This window comes from Sediminimonas qiaohouensis DSM 21189, from assembly GCF_000423645.1.
Classification (GTDB): Bacteria; Pseudomonadota; Alphaproteobacteria; order Rhodobacterales; family Rhodobacteraceae; genus Sediminimonas; species Sediminimonas qiaohouensis.
Genome location: NZ_AUIJ01000030.1, coordinates 1 through 19,643, shown reverse-complemented (window position 1 = coordinate 19,643; position 19,643 = coordinate 1). Strand labels below are relative to the sequence as shown.

At 65.5% G+C, this 19,643-nt stretch carries 23 protein-coding genes, 1 pseudogene and 1 riboswitch; of the genes and pseudogenes, 16 read left to right on the top strand and 8 right to left on the bottom strand.

Going from position 1 to position 19,643, the window contains the following annotated elements; genetic code table 11:
* Positions 1 to 6 precede the first annotated feature (6 nt).
* Genes G568_RS0115650 through cobJ form a run of 3 tightly spaced genes read left to right on the top strand, consistent with a single transcriptional unit; the run spans position 7 to position 2,143 of the window.
* Positions 7 to 636 (top strand): precorrin-8X methylmutase, encoded by a 630-nt coding sequence (locus tag G568_RS0115650; RefSeq protein WP_026758898.1) that lies wholly within the window; start codon positions 7 to 9, stop codon positions 634 to 636.
* Positions 633 to 1,394: a precorrin-2 C(20)-methyltransferase gene (locus tag G568_RS0115645; protein ID WP_037374311.1), complete on the top strand. Its 762-nt coding sequence runs from the start codon at positions 633 to 635 to the stop codon at positions 1,392 to 1,394. The genes G568_RS0115650 and G568_RS0115645 overlap by 4 nt, the downstream gene beginning before the upstream one ends.
* Positions 1,391 to 2,143: a precorrin-3B C(17)-methyltransferase gene (gene cobJ / locus G568_RS0115640; RefSeq protein WP_026758896.1), complete on the top strand. Its 753-nt coding sequence runs from the start codon at positions 1,391 to 1,393 to the stop codon at positions 2,141 to 2,143. Before G568_RS0115645 ends, cobJ begins: the two co-directional genes overlap by 4 nt.
* Here the strand turns inward: cobJ and G568_RS0115635 are convergent.
* Positions 2,116 to 2,871: a cobalt-precorrin-6A reductase gene (locus G568_RS0115635; RefSeq protein WP_026758895.1), complete on the bottom strand. Its 756-nt coding sequence runs from the start codon at positions 2,869 to 2,871 to the stop codon at positions 2,116 to 2,118. The genes cobJ and G568_RS0115635 overlap by 28 nt on opposite strands.
* On the opposite strand from G568_RS0115635, the gene G568_RS0115630 reads away from it, so the two are divergent.
* The 9 genes from G568_RS0115630 to cobF all read left to right on the top strand — a co-directional run bounded on the left by G568_RS0115630 (position 2,870) and on the right by cobF (position 9,644).
* The gene (locus tag G568_RS0115630; RefSeq protein ID WP_026758894.1) at positions 2,870 to 4,069 is read left to right on the top strand and encodes a bifunctional cobalt-precorrin-7 (C(5))-methyltransferase/cobalt-precorrin-6B (C(15))-methyltransferase; all 1,200 of its coding nucleotides are present in this window, start codon (positions 2,870 to 2,872) and stop codon (positions 4,067 to 4,069) included. The two genes, G568_RS0115635 and G568_RS0115630, sit on opposite strands and share 2 nt — an antisense overlap.
* On the top strand, positions 4,051 to 4,434 hold the full coding sequence (locus G568_RS0115625) for a cobalamin biosynthesis protein (RefSeq protein WP_342664624.1): 384 nt from the start codon (positions 4,051 to 4,053) through the stop codon (positions 4,432 to 4,434). Before G568_RS0115630 ends, G568_RS0115625 begins: the two co-directional genes overlap by 19 nt.
* Positions 4,431 to 5,231: a precorrin-4 C(11)-methyltransferase gene (gene cobM, locus G568_RS0115620; RefSeq protein WP_026758892.1), complete on the top strand. Its 801-nt coding sequence runs from the start codon at positions 4,431 to 4,433 to the stop codon at positions 5,229 to 5,231. Before G568_RS0115625 ends, cobM begins: the two co-directional genes overlap by 4 nt.
* Positions 5,224 to 6,537: a cobyrinic acid a,c-diamide synthase CobB gene (locus tag G568_RS0115615; protein WP_026758891.1), complete on the top strand. Its 1,314-nt coding sequence runs from the start codon at positions 5,224 to 5,226 to the stop codon at positions 6,535 to 6,537. The genes cobM and G568_RS0115615 overlap by 8 nt, the downstream gene beginning before the upstream one ends.
* Positions 6,534 to 7,250 (top strand): uroporphyrinogen-III C-methyltransferase, encoded by a 717-nt coding sequence (cobA, locus tag G568_RS0115610; protein WP_026758890.1) that lies wholly within the window; start codon positions 6,534 to 6,536, stop codon positions 7,248 to 7,250. The genes G568_RS0115615 and cobA overlap by 4 nt, the downstream gene beginning before the upstream one ends.
* Positions 7,247 to 7,594 (top strand): DUF1636 family protein, encoded by a 348-nt coding sequence (locus tag G568_RS0115605; protein ID WP_026758889.1) that lies wholly within the window; start codon positions 7,247 to 7,249, stop codon positions 7,592 to 7,594. The genes cobA and G568_RS0115605 overlap by 4 nt, the downstream gene beginning before the upstream one ends.
* Positions 7,595 to 7,659: 65 nt before the next feature.
* A riboswitch (cobalamin riboswitch) is annotated at positions 7,660 to 7,880 on the top strand.
* 38 nt (positions 7,881 to 7,918) lie between these two features.
* The gene (locus G568_RS20005; RefSeq protein WP_084627432.1) at positions 7,919 to 8,089 is read left to right on the top strand and encodes a CbtB domain-containing protein; all 171 of its coding nucleotides are present in this window, start codon (positions 7,919 to 7,921) and stop codon (positions 8,087 to 8,089) included.
* A gap of 21 nt (positions 8,090 to 8,110) precedes the next feature.
* A complete protein-coding gene (locus G568_RS0115595) occupies positions 8,111 to 8,830 on the top strand; it encodes a CbtA family protein (RefSeq protein WP_026758888.1) in 720 nt (239 codons plus the stop codon).
* 61 nt (positions 8,831 to 8,891) lie between these two features.
* Positions 8,892 to 9,644: a precorrin-6A synthase (deacetylating) gene (gene cobF, locus G568_RS0115590; protein WP_026758887.1), complete on the top strand. Its 753-nt coding sequence runs from the start codon at positions 8,892 to 8,894 to the stop codon at positions 9,642 to 9,644.
* 273 nt (positions 9,645 to 9,917) lie between these two features.
* On the opposite strand, the pseudogene G568_RS19090 reads toward cobF, so the two are convergent.
* A pseudogene (locus G568_RS19090) lies at positions 9,918 to 10,160 on the bottom strand (transposase); the annotation flags it as partial.
* Here G568_RS19090 and G568_RS20595 point away from each other — a divergent pair.
* Entirely contained in the window at positions 10,153 to 10,560 is a 408-nt protein-coding gene (locus tag G568_RS20595; protein WP_026758886.1) for an MreC domain-containing protein, read from the top strand. The pseudogene G568_RS19090 and the gene G568_RS20595 sit on opposite strands and share 8 nt — an antisense overlap.
* Positions 10,561 to 10,792: 232 nt before the next feature.
* Here the strand turns inward: G568_RS20595 and G568_RS0115575 are convergent, their stop codons facing one another.
* The gene (locus G568_RS0115575; RefSeq protein ID WP_026758885.1) at positions 10,793 to 11,731 is read right to left on the bottom strand and encodes a pirin family protein; all 939 of its coding nucleotides are present in this window, start codon (positions 11,729 to 11,731) and stop codon (positions 10,793 to 10,795) included.
* A 165-nt stretch (positions 11,732 to 11,896) separates the two neighbouring features.
* Between G568_RS0115575 and G568_RS0115570 the strand changes: the two genes are divergently transcribed.
* Positions 11,897 to 13,417: a VOC family protein gene (locus tag G568_RS0115570; RefSeq protein WP_026758884.1), complete on the top strand. Its 1,521-nt coding sequence runs from the start codon at positions 11,897 to 11,899 to the stop codon at positions 13,415 to 13,417.
* A 35-nt stretch (positions 13,418 to 13,452) separates the two neighbouring features.
* Here the strand turns inward: G568_RS0115570 and G568_RS0115565 are convergent, their stop codons facing one another.
* A complete protein-coding gene (locus tag G568_RS0115565; RefSeq protein ID WP_026758883.1) occupies positions 13,453 to 14,310 on the bottom strand; it encodes a pirin family protein in 858 nt (285 codons plus the stop codon).
* Between the two features lie 129 nt (positions 14,311 to 14,439).
* Positions 14,440 to 15,615: a low temperature requirement protein A gene (locus G568_RS0115560; protein WP_026758882.1), complete on the bottom strand. Its 1,176-nt coding sequence runs from the start codon at positions 15,613 to 15,615 to the stop codon at positions 14,440 to 14,442.
* Positions 15,616 to 15,790: 175 nt separating this feature from the next.
* On the opposite strand from G568_RS0115560, the gene G568_RS0115555 reads away from it, so the two are divergent.
* Positions 15,791 to 16,690 (top strand): LysR family transcriptional regulator, encoded by a 900-nt coding sequence (locus tag G568_RS0115555; RefSeq protein WP_026758881.1) that lies wholly within the window; start codon positions 15,791 to 15,793, stop codon positions 16,688 to 16,690.
* Positions 16,691 to 16,786: 96 nt separating this feature from the next.
* On the opposite strand, the gene G568_RS19085 is transcribed toward G568_RS0115555, so the two are convergent.
* From G568_RS19085 to G568_RS0115540, 3 genes are all read right to left on the bottom strand, one after another.
* Entirely contained in the window at positions 16,787 to 17,119 is a 333-nt protein-coding gene (locus G568_RS19085; RefSeq protein WP_211222265.1) for a YciI family protein, read from the bottom strand.
* 65 nt (positions 17,120 to 17,184) lie between these two features.
* Entirely contained in the window at positions 17,185 to 19,134 is a 1,950-nt protein-coding gene (locus G568_RS0115545) for a TRAP transporter large permease subunit (protein WP_169576965.1), read from the bottom strand.
* Between the two features lie 68 nt (positions 19,135 to 19,202).
* Positions 19,203 to 19,394 (bottom strand): hypothetical protein, encoded by a 192-nt coding sequence (locus G568_RS0115540; RefSeq protein ID WP_026758879.1) that lies wholly within the window; start codon positions 19,392 to 19,394, stop codon positions 19,203 to 19,205.
* Between the two features lie 51 nt (positions 19,395 to 19,445).
* Here G568_RS0115540 and G568_RS0115535 point away from each other — a divergent pair.
* A partial coding sequence (locus tag G568_RS0115535; RefSeq protein ID WP_026758878.1) for a helix-turn-helix domain-containing protein occupies positions 19,446 to 19,643 on the top strand: 198 nt, incomplete at its 3' end.

The following is a 19,643-nucleotide window of genomic DNA, read 5'->3' as shown; positions in this document are numbered from 1 at the left end:
AAAACCATGCCTTATGAATACGAAACCGATGGCGCAGCCATCTACCGCCAATCCTTCGCCACCATCCGGGCCGAGGCCGATCTGGCCCGGTTCGATCCGATCGAGGAACAGATCGCTGTGCGCATGATCCATGCCGCAGGCATGGTAGGGCTGGAGGACCATATCCATTTTTCCCCCGATTTCGCCACGGCGGCACGCGGAGCCCTGCAAAACGGCGCGCCGATCCTGTGTGACGCGCGCATGGTTTCCGAAGGCGTGACCCGCCCGCGCCTGCCTGCCGAGAACGCGGTGATTTGCACGCTGCATGCCGACGGCATCCGGGACCGGGCCCAACAGATGGCCAACACCCGTTCCGCCGCCGCGCTGGAGCTTTGGCGCCCCCATCTGGACGGCGCATTGGTGGCGATCGGCAACGCGCCCACGGCGCTTTTTCACCTGCTCAACATGCTTGAGGACCCCGAGTGCCCGCGCCCCGCGGCAATCATCGGCTGCCCGGTCGGATTTATCGGCGCCGCCGAAAGCAAAGAGGCCCTCTGGCAGGCCCAGCCATCGCCGTGCTGCATCGTAGAAGGCCGCCTTGGCGGGTCGGCCATCACCGTGGCCGCCATCAACGCCATCGCGAGCCGTGCCGAATGACCACGACCGATACCCCCACTGCGCCCCCGACCCCGATGGGGACCATCTATGGCCTCGGGCTTGGGCCGGGCGATCCTGACTTGATGACGGTCAAGGCCGACAGGCTTCTGCGCGGGGCCCGCCACGTAGCGTTTTTCCGCAAGGCTGGACGCAAGGGGCAAGCCCGACAAATCGTGGAGGGTCTGATCCCGGCGGCGGCCTGCGAGGTACCGATGGAATACCCCGTGACAACCGAGATCCCGCTCACCGATCCGCGCTACAACCAAATGCTGTCCAAGTTCTACGAAACCTACACCGACATCTTGCGCGGGCTGGCCGCGCGGGGCGAGGACGTGGTGGTTCTGTGCGAGGGCGACCCGTTTTTCTACGGCTCTTTCATGCATCTCTACATGCGCCTCGTGAACCATGTCCCTGTCGAGGTCGTGCCTGCCATAACCGGCATGTCCGCCGCCTGGACGGCCACCGGCACCCCGATCACCTGGGGCGATGACGTGCTGACTGTTCTCATGGGAACCGCGTCCGAGGACGACCTGACCCGCCGCATGGCAAGCACCGACGCGTTGGTGATAATGAAGATCGGGCGCAATATCGACAAGGTGCGCCGCGCATTGCAAGCCGCCGGGCGCTATGAAGAGGCCTGGCTGGTTGAATACGCCGCCATGCCGGGCCAGACTGTCGCCCGCCTGACGGAAGCGAACGGCAAGGTCACGCCCTATTTCTCGATCATCGTCGTGCACGGACAGGGGCGCAGACCATGAGCGGGTCCATTGTTATCGCCGGGCTCGGGCCGGGAGCGGATGAGCTGATCACGCCAGAGGTTCAAGCCGCACTGGCCGCCGCGTCTGACGTGGTCGGCTATATTCCATATGTCGCCCGCATCGCCGAGCGCCCGGGCCTGACGCTGCATGCCTCGGACAACCGGGTCGAAATCGACCGCGCCGCTCACGCGCTCAACATGGCGTCCGAGGGGAAAAACGTCGTGGTCGTCTCCTCCGGAGATCCCGGCGTCTTCGCCATGGCGGCGGCAGTATTCGAAGCGGTCGAGCACGGTCCCGCCCATTGGCGCGATCTCGACATCCGTGTGTTGCCCGGAATAACCGCCATGCTGGCCGCCGCCGCGCGCGCGGGTGCCCCCCTTGGCCATGATTTCTGCGCCATAAACCTGTCCGACAATCTCAAGCCTTGGGCACTCATCGAGAAGCGCCTCCGCCTGGCGGTTGAGGCCGATTTCGCCATGGCCCTCTATAACCCGCGCTCGAAATCCCGTCCCGAAGGCTTTGAAAAAGCACTGGATATCCTGAACGACGCCTGCAGCGACGACCGTCCCGTGATCTTCGCCCGCGCGGTTTCGACCCCTGAGGAAGCCATCCGCGTGGTGCCGCTGACGGGCTGCGCACCCGAGTTGGCCGACATGCGCACCGTGGTTCTGGTCGGCGCCTCGACCACGCGCCTCATCGCGCGCGACGGCACGCCGATCGTCTACACGCCGCGATCGGTGTCATCATGACCCAACCAGCGCAGCACCTCGACCACCGAATGCGCCTCGGCCCGCGACTGAAGGGCGGGCCGGTCGATCATGATAACCGGCAGGCCCAGCTTGCGGGCCGCCACGATCTTGGCAGCCGCGCCGGTGCCGCCGGCGTTCTTGCTAACAACCAGCCCAATCCCATGATCGCGCATCAACGCCAGATCGCCCGCCTCGGAAAATGGCCCTCGGTCCACGACCACGTGACAGTTCGGAAAGGGCAAGGCCCCTTTGGGCTGGTCCACCATCCGCAGCAGGTAGGTATGTTGCGGATTCGGCGCGAAGTCGTCCAAATGCATGCGCCCCACGGCCAGCATGACGCGGGTCGCAGGGCGGTCCAAGGCCGCCACCGCCCCGGCGATATCGGGGACGCGCTCCCATTTATCACCCGCCTGCGCCTGCCACGGCGGACGGGTCAGCGCGATCAGCCGCACGCGGGCCTCAAAGCAGGCGGCCTCGGCGTTGGCGCTCATCCGCGCGGCAAAGGGGTGCGTTGCATCCACGACATGGGTGATACCCTCTGCGTTCAGGTAATCGACCAGGCCCGCCACACCGCCAAAGCCGCCGACGCGCTGCGGCACGGGCTGGGACACCGGACGCTCCACCCGACCAGCAAAGGAAATCCTGGCACGCAGCTCCTCCTCGTCGAGGCGTCGGCAGAGCGCCGTCGCCTCTGTCGTGCCGCCCAGAATAAGCAGGTTGGGTGCCATGTCTGATACTCCCTGGCTCACCATCATCGGTCTGGGCGAAGATGGACCGGACGGCTTGCCCCCTGCAAGCCGAACCGCACTCGCGCAAGCGGAAATCGTCATGGGGCCGGCCCGACATCTCGCGCTCCTGCCCGACCTCACGGCGCAGACACTCGAATGGCCGGTTCCCTTCGCCGATGGAGTCACGCAGTTGCTCGGCCTCAAACCGCGGCGCGTCGTGGCACTGGCCTCCGGCGATCCGTTCTGGTTTGGCGCGGGCACGACACTGACCAAACGCCTCGACCCCGGTGAATGGCGCGTCTTTCCCGGCCCGTCAACCTTTTCACTCGCCGCGTCCCACATGGGCTGGCCGCTGGAGGCAACCACCTGTTTCGGCCTGCATGCCGCCCCGCTTACCCGCCTGCGCCCCGCTCTCGCGCAGGGGCAGCGCCTTATCGTGCTTCTGCGCGACGGCGATGCGGTGCGCCAACTGGCCACCTACCTGACGGAAGCCGGCTTCGGCCCCTCCGCCCTCACTGTGATGGAATCGCTAGGCGGCCCGCGCGAACGCGTCACCCGGACCAAAGCGCAATCGCTTCCCGACACCGGTTTTCACCACCCGGTCTGTGCCGCCATCACTGTGCGAGGCACGGGCCGCGCCCAGCCGCTGGCCTCGGGGCGTCCTGATGACTGGTTCGACAGCGACGGACAGATGACCAAGCGCCCAGTCCGCGCACTTACGCTTTCGACGCTCGCGCCCCAACCTTTCGAGCATCTGTGGGATATTGGTGGCGGTTCGGGATCTGTCGGTATCGAATGGCTGCTCAGCCACTCCACCCTATCGTGCAACACGATCGAGCCGCGCGCAGATCGCGCCGACACGATCCGCGCCAATGCCGACCGTTTGGGCGTTGATCGTCTCTCCGTGATCACTGGCACGGCGCCTGATGCACTGGCCGATTTGCCCGCGCCTGACGTCGTGTTCATCGGCGGGGGCTTATCCGAGACCCTGCTCGACTGGCTAACCACCCGGCTTGCACCCGGGACCCGCATTGTCGCCAATGCCGTCACGCTTGAGACCGAGGCGCTGTTGATCCGCGCCCATACCCGGCATGGCGGCGATCTTTTGCGCGCCGAGCTGTCCCAGGCTGCGCCGCTCGGCCCCAAGACCGGCTGGAAAGCGGCTTATCCAATCGTGCAATGGAGCGTTACGCTATGATCGTCGCGGGATTCGGTTTCCGCACAGGCGCCACACCCGAAAGCCTGCGCGACGCCCTTGGCCGCGCGGGCGGGCAGGCCGACCGCGTCGCCACCCTCGCCGACAAGGCCGCGTCCGAGGCATTCCGCGCTTTCGCAGCAAGTTATCATGTCACCAAGGTCAAACCTGAAGCATTGCGTGACGTCCGAACCGCAACCCACTCAACCCAATCACGAACCGTTCGCCAGACCGGCTCAGTGGCCGAGGCCTGCGCACTTGCTGCCGCCGGGCCAAACGCGCGCCTCCTCGCCCCGCGCGTGATCTCGCATGATCGCTTGGCCACCTGTGCCTTGGCGCAAGTCACCCCAGCTGGAGATGATACATGACCGTCCATTTCATTGGCGCCGGCCCTGGCGCACCTGACCTTTTGACTCTGCGCGGCCGCGATCTCATCGCCGCCTGCCCGATCTGTCTCTATGCTGGTTCGTTGGTGCCCGAAGCGCTCCTGGATCATTGTCCGGACGACGCGCGCATTCTCAATACCGCGCCGATGAACCTCGACCAGATCATGACCGAGATCGAAACCGCCCATGCCGCCGGGCACGATGTGGCACGGTTACATTCGGGTGATCTGTCAGTTTGGTCGGCCATGGGCGAGCAGATGCGCCGGTTGCGCGCCATGGGCATCCCCGTCTCAGTCACTCCCGGCGTGCCAGCCTTTGCCGCCGCCGCGGCCTCGATAGGCACCGAGTTGACCCTGCCCGGGCTGGCGCAATCGGTGATCCTGACCCGCACGCCGGGCCGCGCATCCTCGATGCCCGAGGGCGAGACGCTGACCAATTTCGCCGCCACCGGCGCGACGCTGGCCATTCACCTGTCGATCCAGAATGTCGACCGCGTGGTCGCGGACCTTACCCCGGCCTATGGCGCCGAATGCCCCGTCGCCGTGGTGTTCCGCGCGAGTTGGCCAGATGAACGCATCATTCGCGGCACGCTCACCGATATCGCGGGCAAACTTGATGACAGCATCACCCGCACCGCGCTGATCCTCGTCGGTCCCGCGCTTGCCGGCGAAGGCTTTGACGAAAGCTGTCTCTACGCTGTGGATTACGACCGCCGATACCGCCCGCAAAGCGCCGACAGCCCTTGGGCCTCCTGGACGCCGGAGGCCACGAATGACTAAGGGACTGATGATCTCCGCGCCCTCCTCGGGGACGGGCAAGACCACCGTGATGCTGGGTCTTCTGCGCGCGCTGTCCGAAGATGGGCTAACGGTTCAGCCCTTCAAATCCGGCCCGGACTATATCGATCCGGCGTTTCACCTGGCGGCCTGTGGACGGGCCTCGTACAACCTCGACACATGGGCAATGGATGATGCGCTGCTCAATGGCGTGACCGCACAGGCCAAAGGCGCGGACATCTGCGTGGGCGAAGGCTCCATGGGTCTTTATGACGGGGTCGCCACACGTGGCCAATCCGGTTTCGGCTCATCTGCAGAATCCGCGCGGCGTATGGGGTGGCAGGTTGTGCTGGTCCTCGATGTCAGCGGACAAGCCCAATCAGCCGCCGCCACAGCGCTCGGCTTCAAGAGCTACAATCCCGACCTGCCGTTTGCCGGTGTCATACTCAACCGTGTCGCCTCACCCCGGCACGAACGACTCATTCGTCTGGGCATGGAAAACGCCGGCATCAAAGTGCTGGGAAGCCTGCCCCGGCGCGGCGACCTTACCCTGCCCGAAAGGCATCTGGGCCTTATCCAGGCGGTTGAACACCCCGATCTCGACGCCGCCATCGCAGGCTACGCCGCCTTCCTGCGCGAAAACGTGGACCTCGACGCCATTCGCACCTGTGCGACCGGTCTTGCCCTGCCCGCGGGCGGCACTCTGCCCAAGCCCCCCGCTCAGCGCATCGCGCTTGCCCGCGATGCGGCCTTTTCCTTTACTTATCCGCACCTACTGGAAGGCTGGCACGCTGCCGGGGCCGAGATCCTGCCCTTCTCTCCATTGGCCGATGAGGCGCCCGCGCCCGATGCCGATCTTGTCTGGCTTCCCGGCGGTTATCCCGAATTGCACGCGGGCCGCCTCGCCGCCGCGCAGACCTATCTCACTGGGCTTCGCAAACATGCCGAAACCAAACCGGTGCACGGCGAATGCGGCGGCTACATGGCACTTGGCGCGGCGCTGATAGACAAGTCGGGCACCCGGCATGATATGGCCGGTCTCCTCGGCCTCGTCACCTCGTACGAGACGCGCAAATTCCACCTTGGCTACCGCCGCGCATTACTCGAAGCCCCCCTGCCCGGCCATGCGCCCGGCGCGGCGTTGCGCGGCCACGAATTCCACTATTCCACGATCCTCGACCAACCCGATGCGCCACTGGCCCGCGTCATGGATGCCGGTGGAAATCCAGTGCCCGAAACCGGCTCTTTCAAGAACAAGGTCTCCGGCACCTTCTTCCACCTCATCACCGCAGAAGAGGCCGCGTCATGACCGGTTTCGTCAGTTTCATAGGCTCCGGCCCCGGTGATCCCGAGCTGCTTACGCTCAAGGCGGTGGATCGGCTCAAACGCGCCGATGCGGTGCTGTTCGACGATCTGTCCTCTGGTCCGATTCTGGGCCATGCACGGCCCGGAGCGGACCTTGTGGGCGTCGGCAAACGCGCCGGGCGCAAATCGCCCAAGCAGCATCATGTCAGCCGCCTGCTCGTCGATTACGCGCAGGAAAGCGGGCGAATCGTACGGCTCAAATCCGGTGATGGCGGCATTTTCGGCCGGCTGGAGGAAGAGCTTACCGCGCTCAAAGACGCGAATATCCCCTACGAGATCATTCCCGGCGTCCCCTCGGCCTGTGCCGCCGCCGCAGCGGCCGGCATCCCGCTGACCCGGCGCCTGACGGCCCGGCGCGTGCAATTCGTCACCGGCCATGACGTGACCGGGCAACTGCCCGAGGACGTGAACCTTGCTGCGCTGGCCGATCCCACCGCCTCTACCGTGGTGTTCATGGGCAAACGCACCTTCCCCAAGCTGCTGGCCACGCTAATGGAGTACGGCCTGCCCAGCGCCACGCCCGCCATACTCGCCGAGGGCGTCAGCACACCGGAGCAGCACATCACGCGCCACACCATGGCCAGCCTGGCCGACCATTTGTCCAGGGAGATCAGCGACCAGCCGGCGCTGATACTCTATGGCCCGCTGGCCTCATGACCGCCGCAGAGGTCACTGTCACCCTCTGCACCTCTTGTCCGCTGGGCCGCGAGGGGTTTGCCGACACGCTGCGCGCCACGCTCGCAGCCAAGGAGCCGAGGGCGCACGTTGCCACGGTTGAATGCATGTCCGGCTGCACCCGACCCTCGACCATCGCCATACGGGCACCAGGCAAAACCGCCTATCTCTTCGGCGAAATCTGCGCCGCGGACCTGCCGCTCATTGAGAATTTCCTGCACCATTACTGCGAATCAGGCGACGGCAATTTCGACGACGCCCGCGTGCTCGGAGATCTGCGGCTTAAGGCCATCGCCCGCATACCCGGAGAACCGAAGACGCGATAGGTCGCGCTGGTGTCGCATCTGTCAAGTATCTGGCATTCATTGACTGTTGACCCGGCAGCGCACACAAGGGCAGTATGAGGTGTGGTGTCCCAAATGGCCCTCGGGCCGGGACTGAAACGGGAACAGGGAAAGTACAGATTCTGGACTAAAGCCCTGACCGCCCCCGCGACTGTATGCGGCGAGCGACCTTTCGCATGCCCACTGCCGGACCATCCGGGCCCGGTGGGAAGGGGAAAGGAAGCAGTGACCCGCGAGTCAGGAGACCGGCCACGCGTACTGAAACCACAAGGCCGTCGGGTGTGACGGTCAAGGAGATGAAAGACCATGACGCAACTGATCGCCAACCGCACCGCCGCACAAACCAATGCGCTGAGCATCCTCTTTGCCGCGATTCTGGGCGCTGCCATCCTGTTCCTGGCAGGCCACGCACAATCGGCCACCCTGCACGACGCGGCACATGACATCCGTCATGGCACCGGTTTCCCCTGCCACTAACCCGACAAACGGAACAGACCCATGCTAATTCGTATGCTGACCGGCGGGTTGATCGCCGGCTTCGTCGCGGGCTTGCTCGCGACGGCACTTCATTTTGCCTTGCTACAGGACCTCATCCTGCAGGCCGAACTCTACGAGTCCGGGGAAAAGGTGCACTTCGATGCCTCCAACCATAGCGCCGAATCCGGCGCGGCGGCCGATGACGGTCATGGCGATCACACCCATGCTCATGACAGCGCGGCCTCGGATTTCGGTCGCAACGCGTTGACCGTACTGTTCGGGGGGCTGATCTATGCGGGCTACGGCCTGATGTTGGCCGCGGCCCTGCAGGTGGCCCGGCAGATGGGCTACCAGATCAGCCTCACCGCGGGCGTGCTTTGGGGCGTGGCGGGCTTCGTCACGTTCCAGATGGCCCCCTCAATGGGGCTTTCGCCAGAATTGCCGGGAACAATCGCCGCCGACATCAGCGACCGTCAGATCTGGTGGTTCGGCACGATGATCGCCACTGGTGCGGGGCTTGCGCTTATGGCCTATGGCCGCACCTTGCTGTTTCTGGCCATCGGTACGGTGCTGATCGCCTTGCCCCATATCATCGGGGCCCCGGTGCTCGACACGTTCTACGGTGTCGCTCCGCCGGAAATGGCCGGTGAATTCGCCACCCGCGTGCTTGGCGTCGGCCTCGTGGCCTGGTTGGTGCTGGGCGGGCTGACCGCACGCTTCACCGCACCGGACCCCGCCTGATTTCGGGCGCTGCCCGGCCCCACTCATCGGGGCTAGGCCCTTTCACGCGAAAAGAGCGAACATGATCACCAATCTCTGGCTCATCGGCATCGGTACCGGCAGCGAATCCCATGTCACGCTCGAAGGCAGGCAGGCCTTGCGCGAGGCCGCGACCATCCTCCTCCCCCTCAAGGGCGAGGATAAGGACGACCTTGCCAAACTGCGCCAGCGCATCATCGCCTCCAGCGGCACCAACGCACAGGTGCTCACATTCGAGTATCCCGTACGCGACCTTGCCCTGCCATATCTGGCCCGGGTCAATGCCTGGCACGACGAAATCGCCCGGCGCTGGCAATTGGCGCTCGATGCGGCCGGCGTCCATGGCCCGACCGCGCTGCTCGTCTGGGGCGATCCCGCCCTTTACGACAGCACGATTCGCATCGCGCAACGCCTCTCGCCCGCGCCAAGGCTCCGCGTGATCCCCGGCATTACTGCGGTGCAGGCCCTGACCGCCGCGCATGCGATCCCGCTCAACACGGTGAACGGCCCGGTGACCATCACCACCGGCCGCCGCCTGCGCGACGAAGGCTGGCCTGAGGGTGCCGAAACACTCGTCGTCCTGCTGGACGGCGAAACCAGCTTTACCCACCTGGATCTGGCGGATCTGTATATCTGGTGGGGCGCCTACCTGGGCAGCCCCGAGCAGATCCTGATCGAAGGCCCTGCTGCCGAAGTCTCTCAGCAGATCATCGAGAGCCGCGCCGCTGCACGTACACAACATGGCTGGATCATGGACAGCTACCTGCTGCGCCGGGTCGGTATGGCGGGCGAGTGATGCGGGAGCATATAGGCCGCGCGCCACAGCAAGATTGCTTGGATCCCACTTCAGCTCTCCATTTCATTCACTCACCGAACGCCCACCGTCCTGTTGGCCACGACACCGAGACCTCGGACGTGGTTGTTCTCTCCTTCTGCGATGGCTGTGGTTTGATCCCCGAGCCTTCTACGGCCCTTGGTGTAGATATGCCGTTTACAGATCCGGCGGCACGAATACCTGTCACGATCTCATCCGTGATCTGCTCAAAGGCATCGCGGGTAACATGCGCCGTTTTTTTAGGATGTCCCTCTCCTCCTTGAGGATACGGTTCTCGCGCCGAAGCCGTTCGTTCTCCCGCGCGAGTTCGCGATCCTCGGACGACACCACATCCGTGTCGCGGTGAGCCGTCACCCATTTGTTCAGGGTCGAAAGCCCAACACCCAGATCGTCGGCAACCTGACGCCGTGTCAGCCCGCTGGTCAGTGCAATTCGCACCGCGTCTTTGCGGAATTCATCCGTTCTTCCTGTGCCCATAGTTCGTCTCCTTTGCTGCACATTATGCTATCAAAGGAGCGGCACCAAACCGCGACAGGTCCATCTCGCCCACGCGCAGGAAGAGTGCGAAGAGCTCCGGAGCGACAAGACCAATGCGAACTGGCGCATCAAAGAACTGGAACAAAAGGTTCAGGACCAGGCGCGGCAGATCGCGGACATGTCCGATCTGAGCGAACAGAAACACGCGGAAAATGCCGCGTTGCAGTCCGACATGGCTGAATTGCGCACCGAACTCGAGCGTCTGCAAAGGGTGACGAATCCTGTCGACCAAATCTTGTCAGAGTTGAAGAAATCGGAAGCGCGGGACGAAATTCGGTCGGTGATCTCGGAAATCATTTCAGGCGTTGTCGAAGACGACCGTGAAGAGTCAATGTCCTGATCCAAGGTGACCGCCAACGTCACCGATGGATGCCCCCAACCTCCCAACATGACCATCGATCCTGTTGAAACTCACTGAAGACGCCGCATCATGCGGCGTCTTTCCTGTTTCAGTCCCGTCCGTTGTAAGGTGCGGTTGCTCGCGGGACATTCCGTTTGTTGATTATAGCTTTTCTCTGAGCGCTTCGTAAGGCGTCTTTCCGTCGTACGCCCCTGCGGCCCCGGGCCCGGCCTCAGCGTTCGGGCAAGGGGATGTATTCGTCGCGGTCGTCGGGGGGCAGGTCGAACTGCCCCGCGCCCCAATTGGCAGCCTGCCATTCCGCCTTGGCGTGCTCGATCCTGTCCTTGCTGGAGGCGACGAAGTTCCACCAGACATAGCGCGGCCCGTTCAGCGTCGCACCGCCCAGCGCCATTAGCCGCGCGCCCTCCGGCCCGGCCGCGACCGTGATTCTGTCGCCGGGGCGGAACACCATCATCCGGCCGGCCACGAATTCCTGCCCCGCGACATTGACGCAGCCTTGGGACACGTAGATGCCGCGATCCTCGTGATCGTCCGGCAATGGGAAGCGTGCGCCGGGCTCGAGGATGACATCGAGATAGAAGGTCTCGGAAAACAGCGTCGCCGGCCCGCATTCGCCGTAAGCATTGCCGAGGATCAGCTTGGCCCGGACGCCGTCGGTGTCGATCTCGGGCAGACTGTCCTTGCCGTGATGCTCGAACAGCGGGTCCATATCCTCGCGATCCTCGGGCAGCGCCATCCAGGTCTGGATGCCGAACAGCGAATGCGGGCCGCTCCGGCCCTTCGACGAGGTGCGTTCGGAATGCGTCACCCCCTTGCCCGCGACCATCCAGTTCAGCGCGCCGGGGCGGATCACTTGGTCGGTGCCGAGGCTGTCGCGATGGTGGAAATCGCCTTGGTAGAGATAGGTTACCGTGCCCAGCCCGATATGCGGGTGCGGGCGCACGTCGATCCCGTGGCCGGTGAGGAACTCGGCCGGCCCGGCCTGATCGAAGAAGATGAACGGCCCGACCATCTGGCGTTTCGGCGCCGGCAGTGCGCGGCGGACCTCGAAGCCGCCGATGTCCCGCGCGCGGGGGATGATCAGGGTCTCGATGGCGTCGACGCCGATTTCATCGGGGCAACCGGGGTCGAGTGCGGGGTTCCAGCTCATAGCGTCCTCCGTCGCGGATTTCGGTTCGCGGACAGGATACGCGATTTGAGCACATGTGACAGCCGCAACCCCGTTCGCCCCACGCGAACGCGAGGTTCGCGCAAACCCTGTTAAACTGGCGGCCGCCAGGGCTATGTTCTGACGGATCGAGAAAGCGGGGCGACAATGACGACGGGCATTCACCACGTCACCGGGATCACCCGGAACGTGCAGGCCAATGTGGATTTCTACGTGGGCTTTCTCGGCCTGCGCCTGGTCAAGCAGACCGGCGGCTACGAGGATGCCGAGCAGCTCCACCTGTTCTACGGCGACGGCACCGGCGCGCCCGGCTCGGTCGTGACCTTCCTGGTCTGGGAGGACGGCGCGCCCGGGCGCGTCGGGCATGGCCAGGTGGGCGAGATCGCCTTCGCGGTGTCGCCCGACAGCATCGGCGACTGGATGCAACGGGCCATCGAGGCGCGGGTGCTGGCCGAGCGCCCCGCGCGCGAATTTGGCGAAACCGTGCTGCGGCTGAAGGATCGCGACGGGATCATCGTCAAGTTGGTCGGTGCCAAGCTGCCGGCCGCGCACCCGCAGCCCGATCCGGTCGCGCCGACCCGGCTGCGCGCCGTCACCCTGTTCACTGAGGATCCCGACGCGACCGCCGGTTTCGCCACGCGGTTCGGCTATCGCGCACAGGCATCGGAGGGCCGGGTCCTGCGCATGGTGTCGGACAGCGACGCGCTCGACATCCGCGACACGCGCGGCTTCGTCGCCGGCATCCCCGGCACGGGGGTGATCGATCACGTGGCGTTCCGCGCGGCGGATGCCGACGCGGTGCGCGAGATGCGCCTGTCGCTGGCGGCACGGCACGAGCCGACCGCCGTTCATGACCGGAAATACTTCCTCTCGCTCTATGTACGCGAGCCCGCGCGCACGCTGCTCGAATACGCCACCGATGCGCCCGGTTTTTCGGTGGACGAGCCCTCCGAGCACCTGGGCGAGACGCTTTTCGTGCCCGAGAGCGATGCCACCCGCGCGGCGGACCTGCGCGTGCTTTTGCCGCAATTCGCGCGGCCGGGCGCCGCGCGGATGCTGCGGCGCGACCTGCCCTTCGTGCATCGCTTCCACGTTCCCGACGACCCGGATGGCAGCGTTATCCTGCTGTTGCATGGCACGGGGGGCAACGAGGCCGACCTGATGCCCTTCGCCACGCGGCTTAACCCGCGTGCCACCCTCTTGGGCCTGCGCGGCCGGGCGACCGAGGAGGGCGTGGCGCGTTTCTTCCGCCGTCTCGGCCCGGAGGTCTTCGACCAGGCCGATATCCGCGCCGAGGCCCGCGCCTTCGACGCCTTCCTGCGCGGCGCGGTGCGGGGCTACGGCCTCGAACCGGAGCGGCTGACGGTACTGGGCTATTCCAATGGCGCCAATTTCGCGGCGGCCGTGATGGCGCTCTATCCCGGCGCGATCGGCCGGGCGGTGCTGCTGCGGGCGATGCCGGTGCTTGAAACCCCGCCGGCGGTCGACCTGGCCGACACCGAGGTGCTGCTGCTCAGCGGGGCCGAGGATCCGCTTGCGCCGAAGGCCGGGGCGTTGGCGCGGTGGTTGTCCGATTCCGGCGCCAACTGCGAGGCGCGGCGCGGCGCGGCCGGGCACGCGATTTCGGCCGGGGACCTGGACGCGGCGCGGACCTGGCTCGAACGATAGGGGCGGCGGAAAATCCGCCGCCCTATCGCATCTCCTCAAAGGCTGCCGAACTTGCCGGAGCGGAACTCGGCGATGGCCCGGTGGAGCTCGGCCTCGGTGTTCATCACGAACGGGCCGTAGGCCGCGATTGGCTCACCGATCGGCGCCCCGGACAGGATCAGCAGCTTGGCGTCGCGCTCCGCCTCCACCGAGAACGCACCGCTGCCATCCAAGCGCGCCAAGGCGGCGCCAGTGACCGGGTAACCCCCGTTTATCGTCACGGTGCCACCTAGCACCACGACGGTGACGTTTTGCCCGTCCGGCGGCGCCAGATCGACCTGTTTGCCTGCGTTCAGCCGCAGGTCCCAGACCTCCATCGGCGTGAAGGTGTGAGCAGGGCCATCCTTGCCCTGGAACGTGCCGGCGATCACCCGGAGCCGGCCGGCCCCGTCGGCCAGTTCGACCGCCGGGATCTGGGCGTCGGTGATGCCCTGGTAGCCGGGCTCGGCTGACTTGTCTCTGCCCGAAAGGTTGACCCAGAGCTGCACCATCTCGAGCGTGCCGCCGCGCGCGGTGAAGTCGCGGCTGTGGAACTCCTTGTGCAGGATGCCATCGGCGGCGGTCATCCACTGCACGTCGCCTTCGCGGATCACGCCGCCGCGGCCGGTGGAGTCGCCGTGCTCCACCTCGCCTTTGTAGACGATGGTGACGGTCTCAAACCCCTTGTGCGGATGCACGTCGACGCCGCGCGGCCGCTTGGCGGGCTCGAAGTGCTGCGGCCCGGCATAGTCGAGCATCAGGAACGGGTCGTGGCTGTCCTCGCCCCCCATATGCGAGAACAGCGAGCGGACGGGGAAACCGTCGCCGACCCAATGGGTCGACGGGGCCTTGGTGGTGGAAATGACATGTCTCATCTGGAACCTCCTGGCTATGCGGGTTGGCCGCGATCAGGGCAAAGGTGGGAAGCATATGCCGAACACTCAATGCCCCAGCCGTTCGTCCATGGAGAACCCCATGTTTCGGCGGCCGGGGCCGGGCGGCTGCTATGGTGCGGTCTCTCCTGCTTCACGCCCGCGCGCCATCCCCCGGCGCAGCAGGGTGACGACGGGCAACAGCACCGCTATGGCCAGCATCGGCGCGGGCAGCCAGACCGCAAAAGCGACGACCAGCGCGGCGGCGACCGGCAGCACGCCCTTGTGCCAGCCGTGCAGGCAGAACCGGTCGCGGATGAGCCACAGCGTCGCCAGGTAGATCGCCACGGGCACCGCCACGGCCAGCGCCCCGGTCCGCGGCGCGACATGGGCGTGGTCTGTGGCGATCTCCAGAATCACCGTCATTCCGGCCCCGGCGGCCGCCCCGGCCGCGTAGAGCGCGAAATGGCCATATCCCCAGAGCAGTGCGTGGCCCAGCTCGTCCGAGGGGAGGTGATCCTCGTCGGTGAAATAGAGCCCCCAGAGGGAAAAAGCGATGATGGCCGAAAGCGCCGCCAGCGCGAACAGGTCGGGCTCCGGCAGGCCGCCGCCGCCCTGCAGCTGGATCATGGCCGTGATCGCGATGAAGCACTCGCCCAGCACGATGATGTTCAGCAGCCCGTAGCGTTCAATGATGTGATGGCGGTGCCAAGTGGTGGCGCCGGCGCGCTCGGCCCATCCGGGCACGACGAGTTCGGCGGCTGCGCCAAGGACAAAGAACGGCAGGTAAATGGTCGCGGCGGGCGGCACGATCACCACCAGCAGCACCCAATAGACCTGCATCGCAGCGATCCCGCCGGCATAGCGATGTGCGGTGGAACGGCGGGCGGGATCGCCGCGGGCCGCGCCCAGCCAGAATACCACCATGCCGAGCCGCATGATGACGAAGCCCAGCAGCGCGAGCCAGATCCGCTCATGGGCGAACACGGCACCGATCCCGGCCGCCAAGACGATGGCGCCGAACATGATGACCATGGAGAGAACGCGGAAGGCGGGTGATCTGTCGTCATAGGCCGAGGCGAACCATGTATAGTTCATCCAGGCCAGCCAGATCATGAAGAAGCTCACCAGGAAGCCGACCAGGCCTTCGATCAGGTGGTTTTCGGCCACAGCGTGCACCAGGCCGTGCGCGGCGGCGGCGATGGCGATGACCGAGGCCAGGTCGAATAACAGTTCGAGCGGGGTGGCGACCCGGTGTGTCTCGTCCCGGGCGCGGGGCGAAAAGCGGAATGAAATCGGGAGAGGCATTCTGCGATGTCCGGTAATTTGGTGTCAGATGCGGGTGAGGCAACGGGCGGCGCGGAAGCGCCCGCGAACGCGCCGTGCGGATTATGCCGTTTTTGGCAACCGGCAGGCAGGCGGCGCCGGGTCAACGCGGTGTTCGGAATTTGCGAACGCCGGCCCCATGACGTAAGGGTGAAACATGCAGTGGACGATTGCCGATATAGAGACCTTTCTGCTGGTCATGGATGCGGGCTCCATCTCGGGGGCCGCGATCCGCGCGGATGTATCGAAATCCGTGGTGAGCAAGCGGATCAGCGATTTCGAGGCGGCGGTGGGCACCGCGCTGTTCACCCGGCACGCGGGGCGCATCGCGCCGACCGACGCGGCGATCTCCCTTGCCGAGCGGTTGCGCCCGGCGCTGGTCGAGCTGGTGGCCGCGGCCGAGAGCGTCGCCTCGGGCGAGACCGGGCTGCGCGGACGGCTGACCGTATCGACGCCGATGAGCTTCGGCATCCAGCATGTCGGGCCGATCATCGCCGCCTTCGCCCGCGCCCATCCCGAGCTGGAAGTCATCCTGGACTACGACGACGCGATGGTCGATTTGGCGCGCGGCGGGTTCGATGCCGGGATTCGCCTGGGTGAGATGGCCGACAGCACCCTGCTCACGCGCAAACTGTGCGAGGGCCGGCGCGCTATCGTCGCGAGCCCGGACTACCTGGCGCACCACGGGCCGCTGACCAATCCAGCGCAACTCTCGGACCATGCCTCGATCTGCTACCTTAACAAGCGGATCGGCGAGATCTGGCGGTTCGATCCGCCGGTCGCACCGCCCACGCCCGCGCGCCTGACCACCAACAACGGCGAGGCGATGCGCGACATGGTCCTGGCCGGGCTGGGCATCTCCCTGTTGCCGATGTTCATCGTCCATGACGACCTGCGCCAGGGCCGGCTGGTCCAAGTCCTGCCCGAATTGCAGCCGCCCCCCTTGCCCATCAACGTGGTCTGGCCGCCGGTGCGCCCGATGCCGCGCAAGCTGCGGCTGTTAGTCGATCACCTCGCCGCGTCCTTGGGCGACAGCCCGCCCTGGCTGCGGGACTGAGCCGGCGCCGCGCGCAGCACCGGACGCGCGTCAACGCAGCGTGAACCGCCCCGTGGAATAGGACAGCTCGATGGTGACCTTTCCTTCGTCCACCAGCTAGGGGCGGATGGCGTAGCGCCGCGCTCCCTTGGCATGCATCGGGTCGGCGTCCATGATTGCGCGCGCCTCGGTCATCGAGGCCGCCCGGATCACCACGGTGCCGTCGCCACGCCATTCCTGTTCGTCCTCGGTCCAGTTCGGGCCGGCTGCAAACAGGATGCCTTCCGTTTCCAGCTGGACCTGGTAGTCGAGGTGCTCCTCGACCACCGCCAGTACCGCGTCAAGATCGCCGGTAGGCGTGGTGTGAACGAGGTAGAGCTGCTTGGCCAGCATGCCCTTCTCCTCGACAAGCGATCTGATGGCCTCGGCAGGCATGGAATTTTGCGACATTGGAGTCTCCTTTCAGGGTGAGAGCCGAAGCTCCCGGTTTGGTCATGCGCGGGCGCAGCAGGCGGTCAGAGCACCACCGTCACCAGAGCCGGAAAGGCGATAAGCAACCCGATCAGAACCAGCATCGCGGCCAGGTATGGCAGCGCGCCGAGATAGACGTCTCCGAGCGAGACCTGGTTGCCGAGCGCCGCTTTAACCACGAAGGCGGCGATCCCGAACGGCGGCGTCAAGAGGCCCATCTCCACCGCCACGATCGTCAGGATTCCGAACCAGATCACCACGTCGGGGCCGATGATCCCGCCGCCCAGCGAGGTGATTAGCGGTTGCACCAGTGGCACCGTGATGACGATGATCGAGGTGGAATCGAGAAACATGCCCATGACGATCACGATGCCGACGAAGAGGGTGACAATGGCCCAGAAACCCAGTTCCATCTCGGTGGCGCCGCGCACCAGGTCCATCGGCAGGCTGGTCATGACGAGGGCACGGGAAAACACGCTCGCGCCGATGATAAGGAACAGGACAGAGACCGAGATCTGGCCGGTTTCGGTCAGGATTTCCTTGAAGTTACGCCAGGTCAGCTTACGGCGAACCAGGGCCAGAACAAGCGCGGCGAAGGCACCGACCGCCCCGGCTTGGGTCGGGGTGAACCAGCCCAGGTAGATGCCCCCCAGCACGACGCTCACCAGCACCGCAATGGGAAACAGGAGGCGCATCGACGAGGCGAAGGTTTCCGGCTCGAGATCGTCGTTCGAGGTGGCATCCCCCACCCAGCCGGGAATGAAGCGGGCCAGCAGCACGATGGTGATGCAGAACAGCCCCGCCAGAAGGATGCCCGGGATAGCCGCCGCCACGAAGAGGCGACCCACGGAACTGTCCGTGACAAAGGCGAAGATAATCAGCAGCAGGCTCGGCGGGATCAACATCCCCAGGATTGACGAGCCGGCGACGGTGCCGGCGGCGAACCGCGCGCTATATCCATGCGCGGTCATTTGCGGAACCGCGACCCTCGAGAAGATCGCGGCAGAGGCGATGGAGATGCCGGTCACCGCCGCGAAGATCGCGTTCGCGACCACGGTGGCGACGCCCAGCCCGCCCAGCAGCCGGCGCGTCCACCAGGCCGCGACCTTGTAGGCATCCCGCCCGATATCGGCAACATTGGTCAAAAGCCCCATAAGCACGAAGAGCGGAACCACCCCGAAATCGAACTTGTCGATAGTTCCGGTGGCCGCGACCTTCAGCGTCCTAAAGGCCACCGCCGGGTTGTCGCGTACCAGCCAGATGGCGCCAAGCCCGACGAGGCTCAGAACGATGGGTACGGGCATGCCGCTCATCAGAAACGCGAACAGGAAGACGATCGACAGAACGCCGAGCGTGACAGGGTCGAGATCCGCGCCAATCAACGCCGTCACCGCCAGACCGAACGCGGCAAGGGCCAGCGCGAAGACGATAAGCTCACGCGGCGCGGTCTGGCGGCGCAGGTCCGGAGAGACAGCGGCCATCGCCGCGACGCCGAGCTGTCGCAGGAATTCGACCGCCAGCGCTGCGGCTCCGATCAGCGTCGCCAGGGTAAAGGGCCAGATCGGCGCGCTGAAGATGGTCATGGTGCCGAAATAGGCCCCGGACTCGAGCGCGTGCCGGAAATCGGTCAGCAGGAAGCTGGACAGGATGCCCAGAATGGCAAGGCCGGTGCCCGCGAACAGAACGTCCAGCAGCCGCGCCGAGGTCGGGGAAACGCGCGCGATCGGGGCGTAGAGGAAATCAATCCGCGTGATCCGTCCGGTTCGCGCGGCATAAGCAAGCTGCAGGAAGACCACCGGCACAATGGATTTCTCGGTCAGCTCGATAACGCCGTAGATCGGGCTGGCAAAGAGTTTCAGTCCCACCACATCGGCGCAGATCAGCCCCATCAGCACCAGGATCCAGCAGGTCGCGGCGGCGGCGAGCCCGGCGATCGCCGCGTCGTAAAGCCGCGTAAGACCGCTGCTCAGTCGGAGTCGGGTAACCGCGTGCATGATGTTCTCCTTGCAATCCTGTGCGGGTGGTCCGGGGCCGGCCGCGCGCATACGCGGCCGGCCGGTGGTCACTCATGCCAGTCACGCAGCGGCGTTTCCCCCGCATCGGCGACGGCGGCCATGTAGGCGTCGAGCAGCTCCTGCCCGTGCGGCAGGTCCGCTGCCCAGGCGTCGGCGAGGTCGGGCAAGGCGTCGGCCTGTTGATTGTCACTGAGACCTGACCCGGCAACGGCCAAAATTGTCACCGAGACCTGACCCATGTGCAACCTTTCCCCGGCTTGATCCAGCTGGGGATTATCGGAGTGATCGACATGGGATTTTTGAGGGTTATTCGGAAATGGGCGTTGCGGGACAAGTTGCCCATTCGCGAGATCGCACGGCGGACGGGCGTGTCGCGCAACACGATCAAGAAGTATCTGCGGGAGGGGATTGTTGAACCGGCGTTTCAGACACCGGATCGCCCGAGCAAGCTGGATCCGTATTCTGAGAAGCTGTCGGGCTGGTTGGTG

Bases quoted from the DNA above. Each gene is read 5' to 3' on its own strand.
- G568_RS0115650 (WP_026758898.1), top strand. From the start codon at position 7: ATGCCTTATGAATACGAAACCGATGGCGCAGCCATCTACCGCCAATCC.
- G568_RS0115645 (WP_037374311.1), top strand. From the start codon at position 633: ATGACCACGACCGATACCCCCACTGCGCCCCCGACCCCGATGGGGACC.
- cobJ (WP_026758896.1), top strand. From the start codon at position 1,391: ATGAGCGGGTCCATTGTTATCGCCGGGCTCGGGCCGGGAGCGGATGAG.
- G568_RS0115630 (WP_026758894.1), top strand. From the start codon at position 2,870: ATGTCTGATACTCCCTGGCTCACCATCATCGGTCTGGGCGAAGATGGA.
- G568_RS0115635 (WP_026758895.1), bottom strand. From the start codon at position 2,871: ATGGCACCCAACCTGCTTATTCTGGGCGGCACGACAGAGGCGACGGCG.
- G568_RS0115625 (WP_342664624.1), top strand. From the start codon at position 4,051: ATGGAGCGTTACGCTATGATCGTCGCGGGATTCGGTTTCCGCACAGGC.
- cobM (WP_026758892.1), top strand. From the start codon at position 4,431: ATGACCGTCCATTTCATTGGCGCCGGCCCTGGCGCACCTGACCTTTTG.
- G568_RS0115615 (WP_026758891.1), top strand. From the start codon at position 5,224: ATGACTAAGGGACTGATGATCTCCGCGCCCTCCTCGGGGACGGGCAAG.
- cobA (WP_026758890.1), top strand. From the start codon at position 6,534: ATGACCGGTTTCGTCAGTTTCATAGGCTCCGGCCCCGGTGATCCCGAG.
- G568_RS0115605 (WP_026758889.1), top strand. From the start codon at position 7,247: ATGACCGCCGCAGAGGTCACTGTCACCCTCTGCACCTCTTGTCCGCTG.
- G568_RS20005 (WP_084627432.1), top strand. From the start codon at position 7,919: ATGACGCAACTGATCGCCAACCGCACCGCCGCACAAACCAATGCGCTG.
- G568_RS0115595 (WP_026758888.1), top strand. From the start codon at position 8,111: ATGCTAATTCGTATGCTGACCGGCGGGTTGATCGCCGGCTTCGTCGCG.
- cobF (WP_026758887.1), top strand. From the start codon at position 8,892: ATGATCACCAATCTCTGGCTCATCGGCATCGGTACCGGCAGCGAATCC.
- G568_RS0115575 (WP_026758885.1), bottom strand. From the start codon at position 11,731: ATGAGCTGGAACCCCGCACTCGACCCCGGTTGCCCCGATGAAATCGGC.
- G568_RS0115570 (WP_026758884.1), top strand. From the start codon at position 11,897: ATGACGACGGGCATTCACCACGTCACCGGGATCACCCGGAACGTGCAG.
- G568_RS0115565 (WP_026758883.1), bottom strand. From the start codon at position 14,310: ATGAGACATGTCATTTCCACCACCAAGGCCCCGTCGACCCATTGGGTC.
- G568_RS0115560 (WP_026758882.1), bottom strand. From the start codon at position 15,615: ATGCCTCTCCCGATTTCATTCCGCTTTTCGCCCCGCGCCCGGGACGAG.
- G568_RS0115555 (WP_026758881.1), top strand. From the start codon at position 15,791: ATGCAGTGGACGATTGCCGATATAGAGACCTTTCTGCTGGTCATGGAT.
- G568_RS19085 (WP_211222265.1), bottom strand. From the start codon at position 17,119: ATGTCGCAAAATTCCATGCCTGCCGAGGCCATCAGATCGCTTGTCGAG.
- G568_RS0115545 (WP_169576965.1), bottom strand. From the start codon at position 19,134: ATGCACGCGGTTACCCGACTCCGACTGAGCAGCGGTCTTACGCGGCTT.
- G568_RS0115540 (WP_026758879.1), bottom strand. From the start codon at position 19,394: ATGGGTCAGGTCTCGGTGACAATTTTGGCCGTTGCCGGGTCAGGTCTC.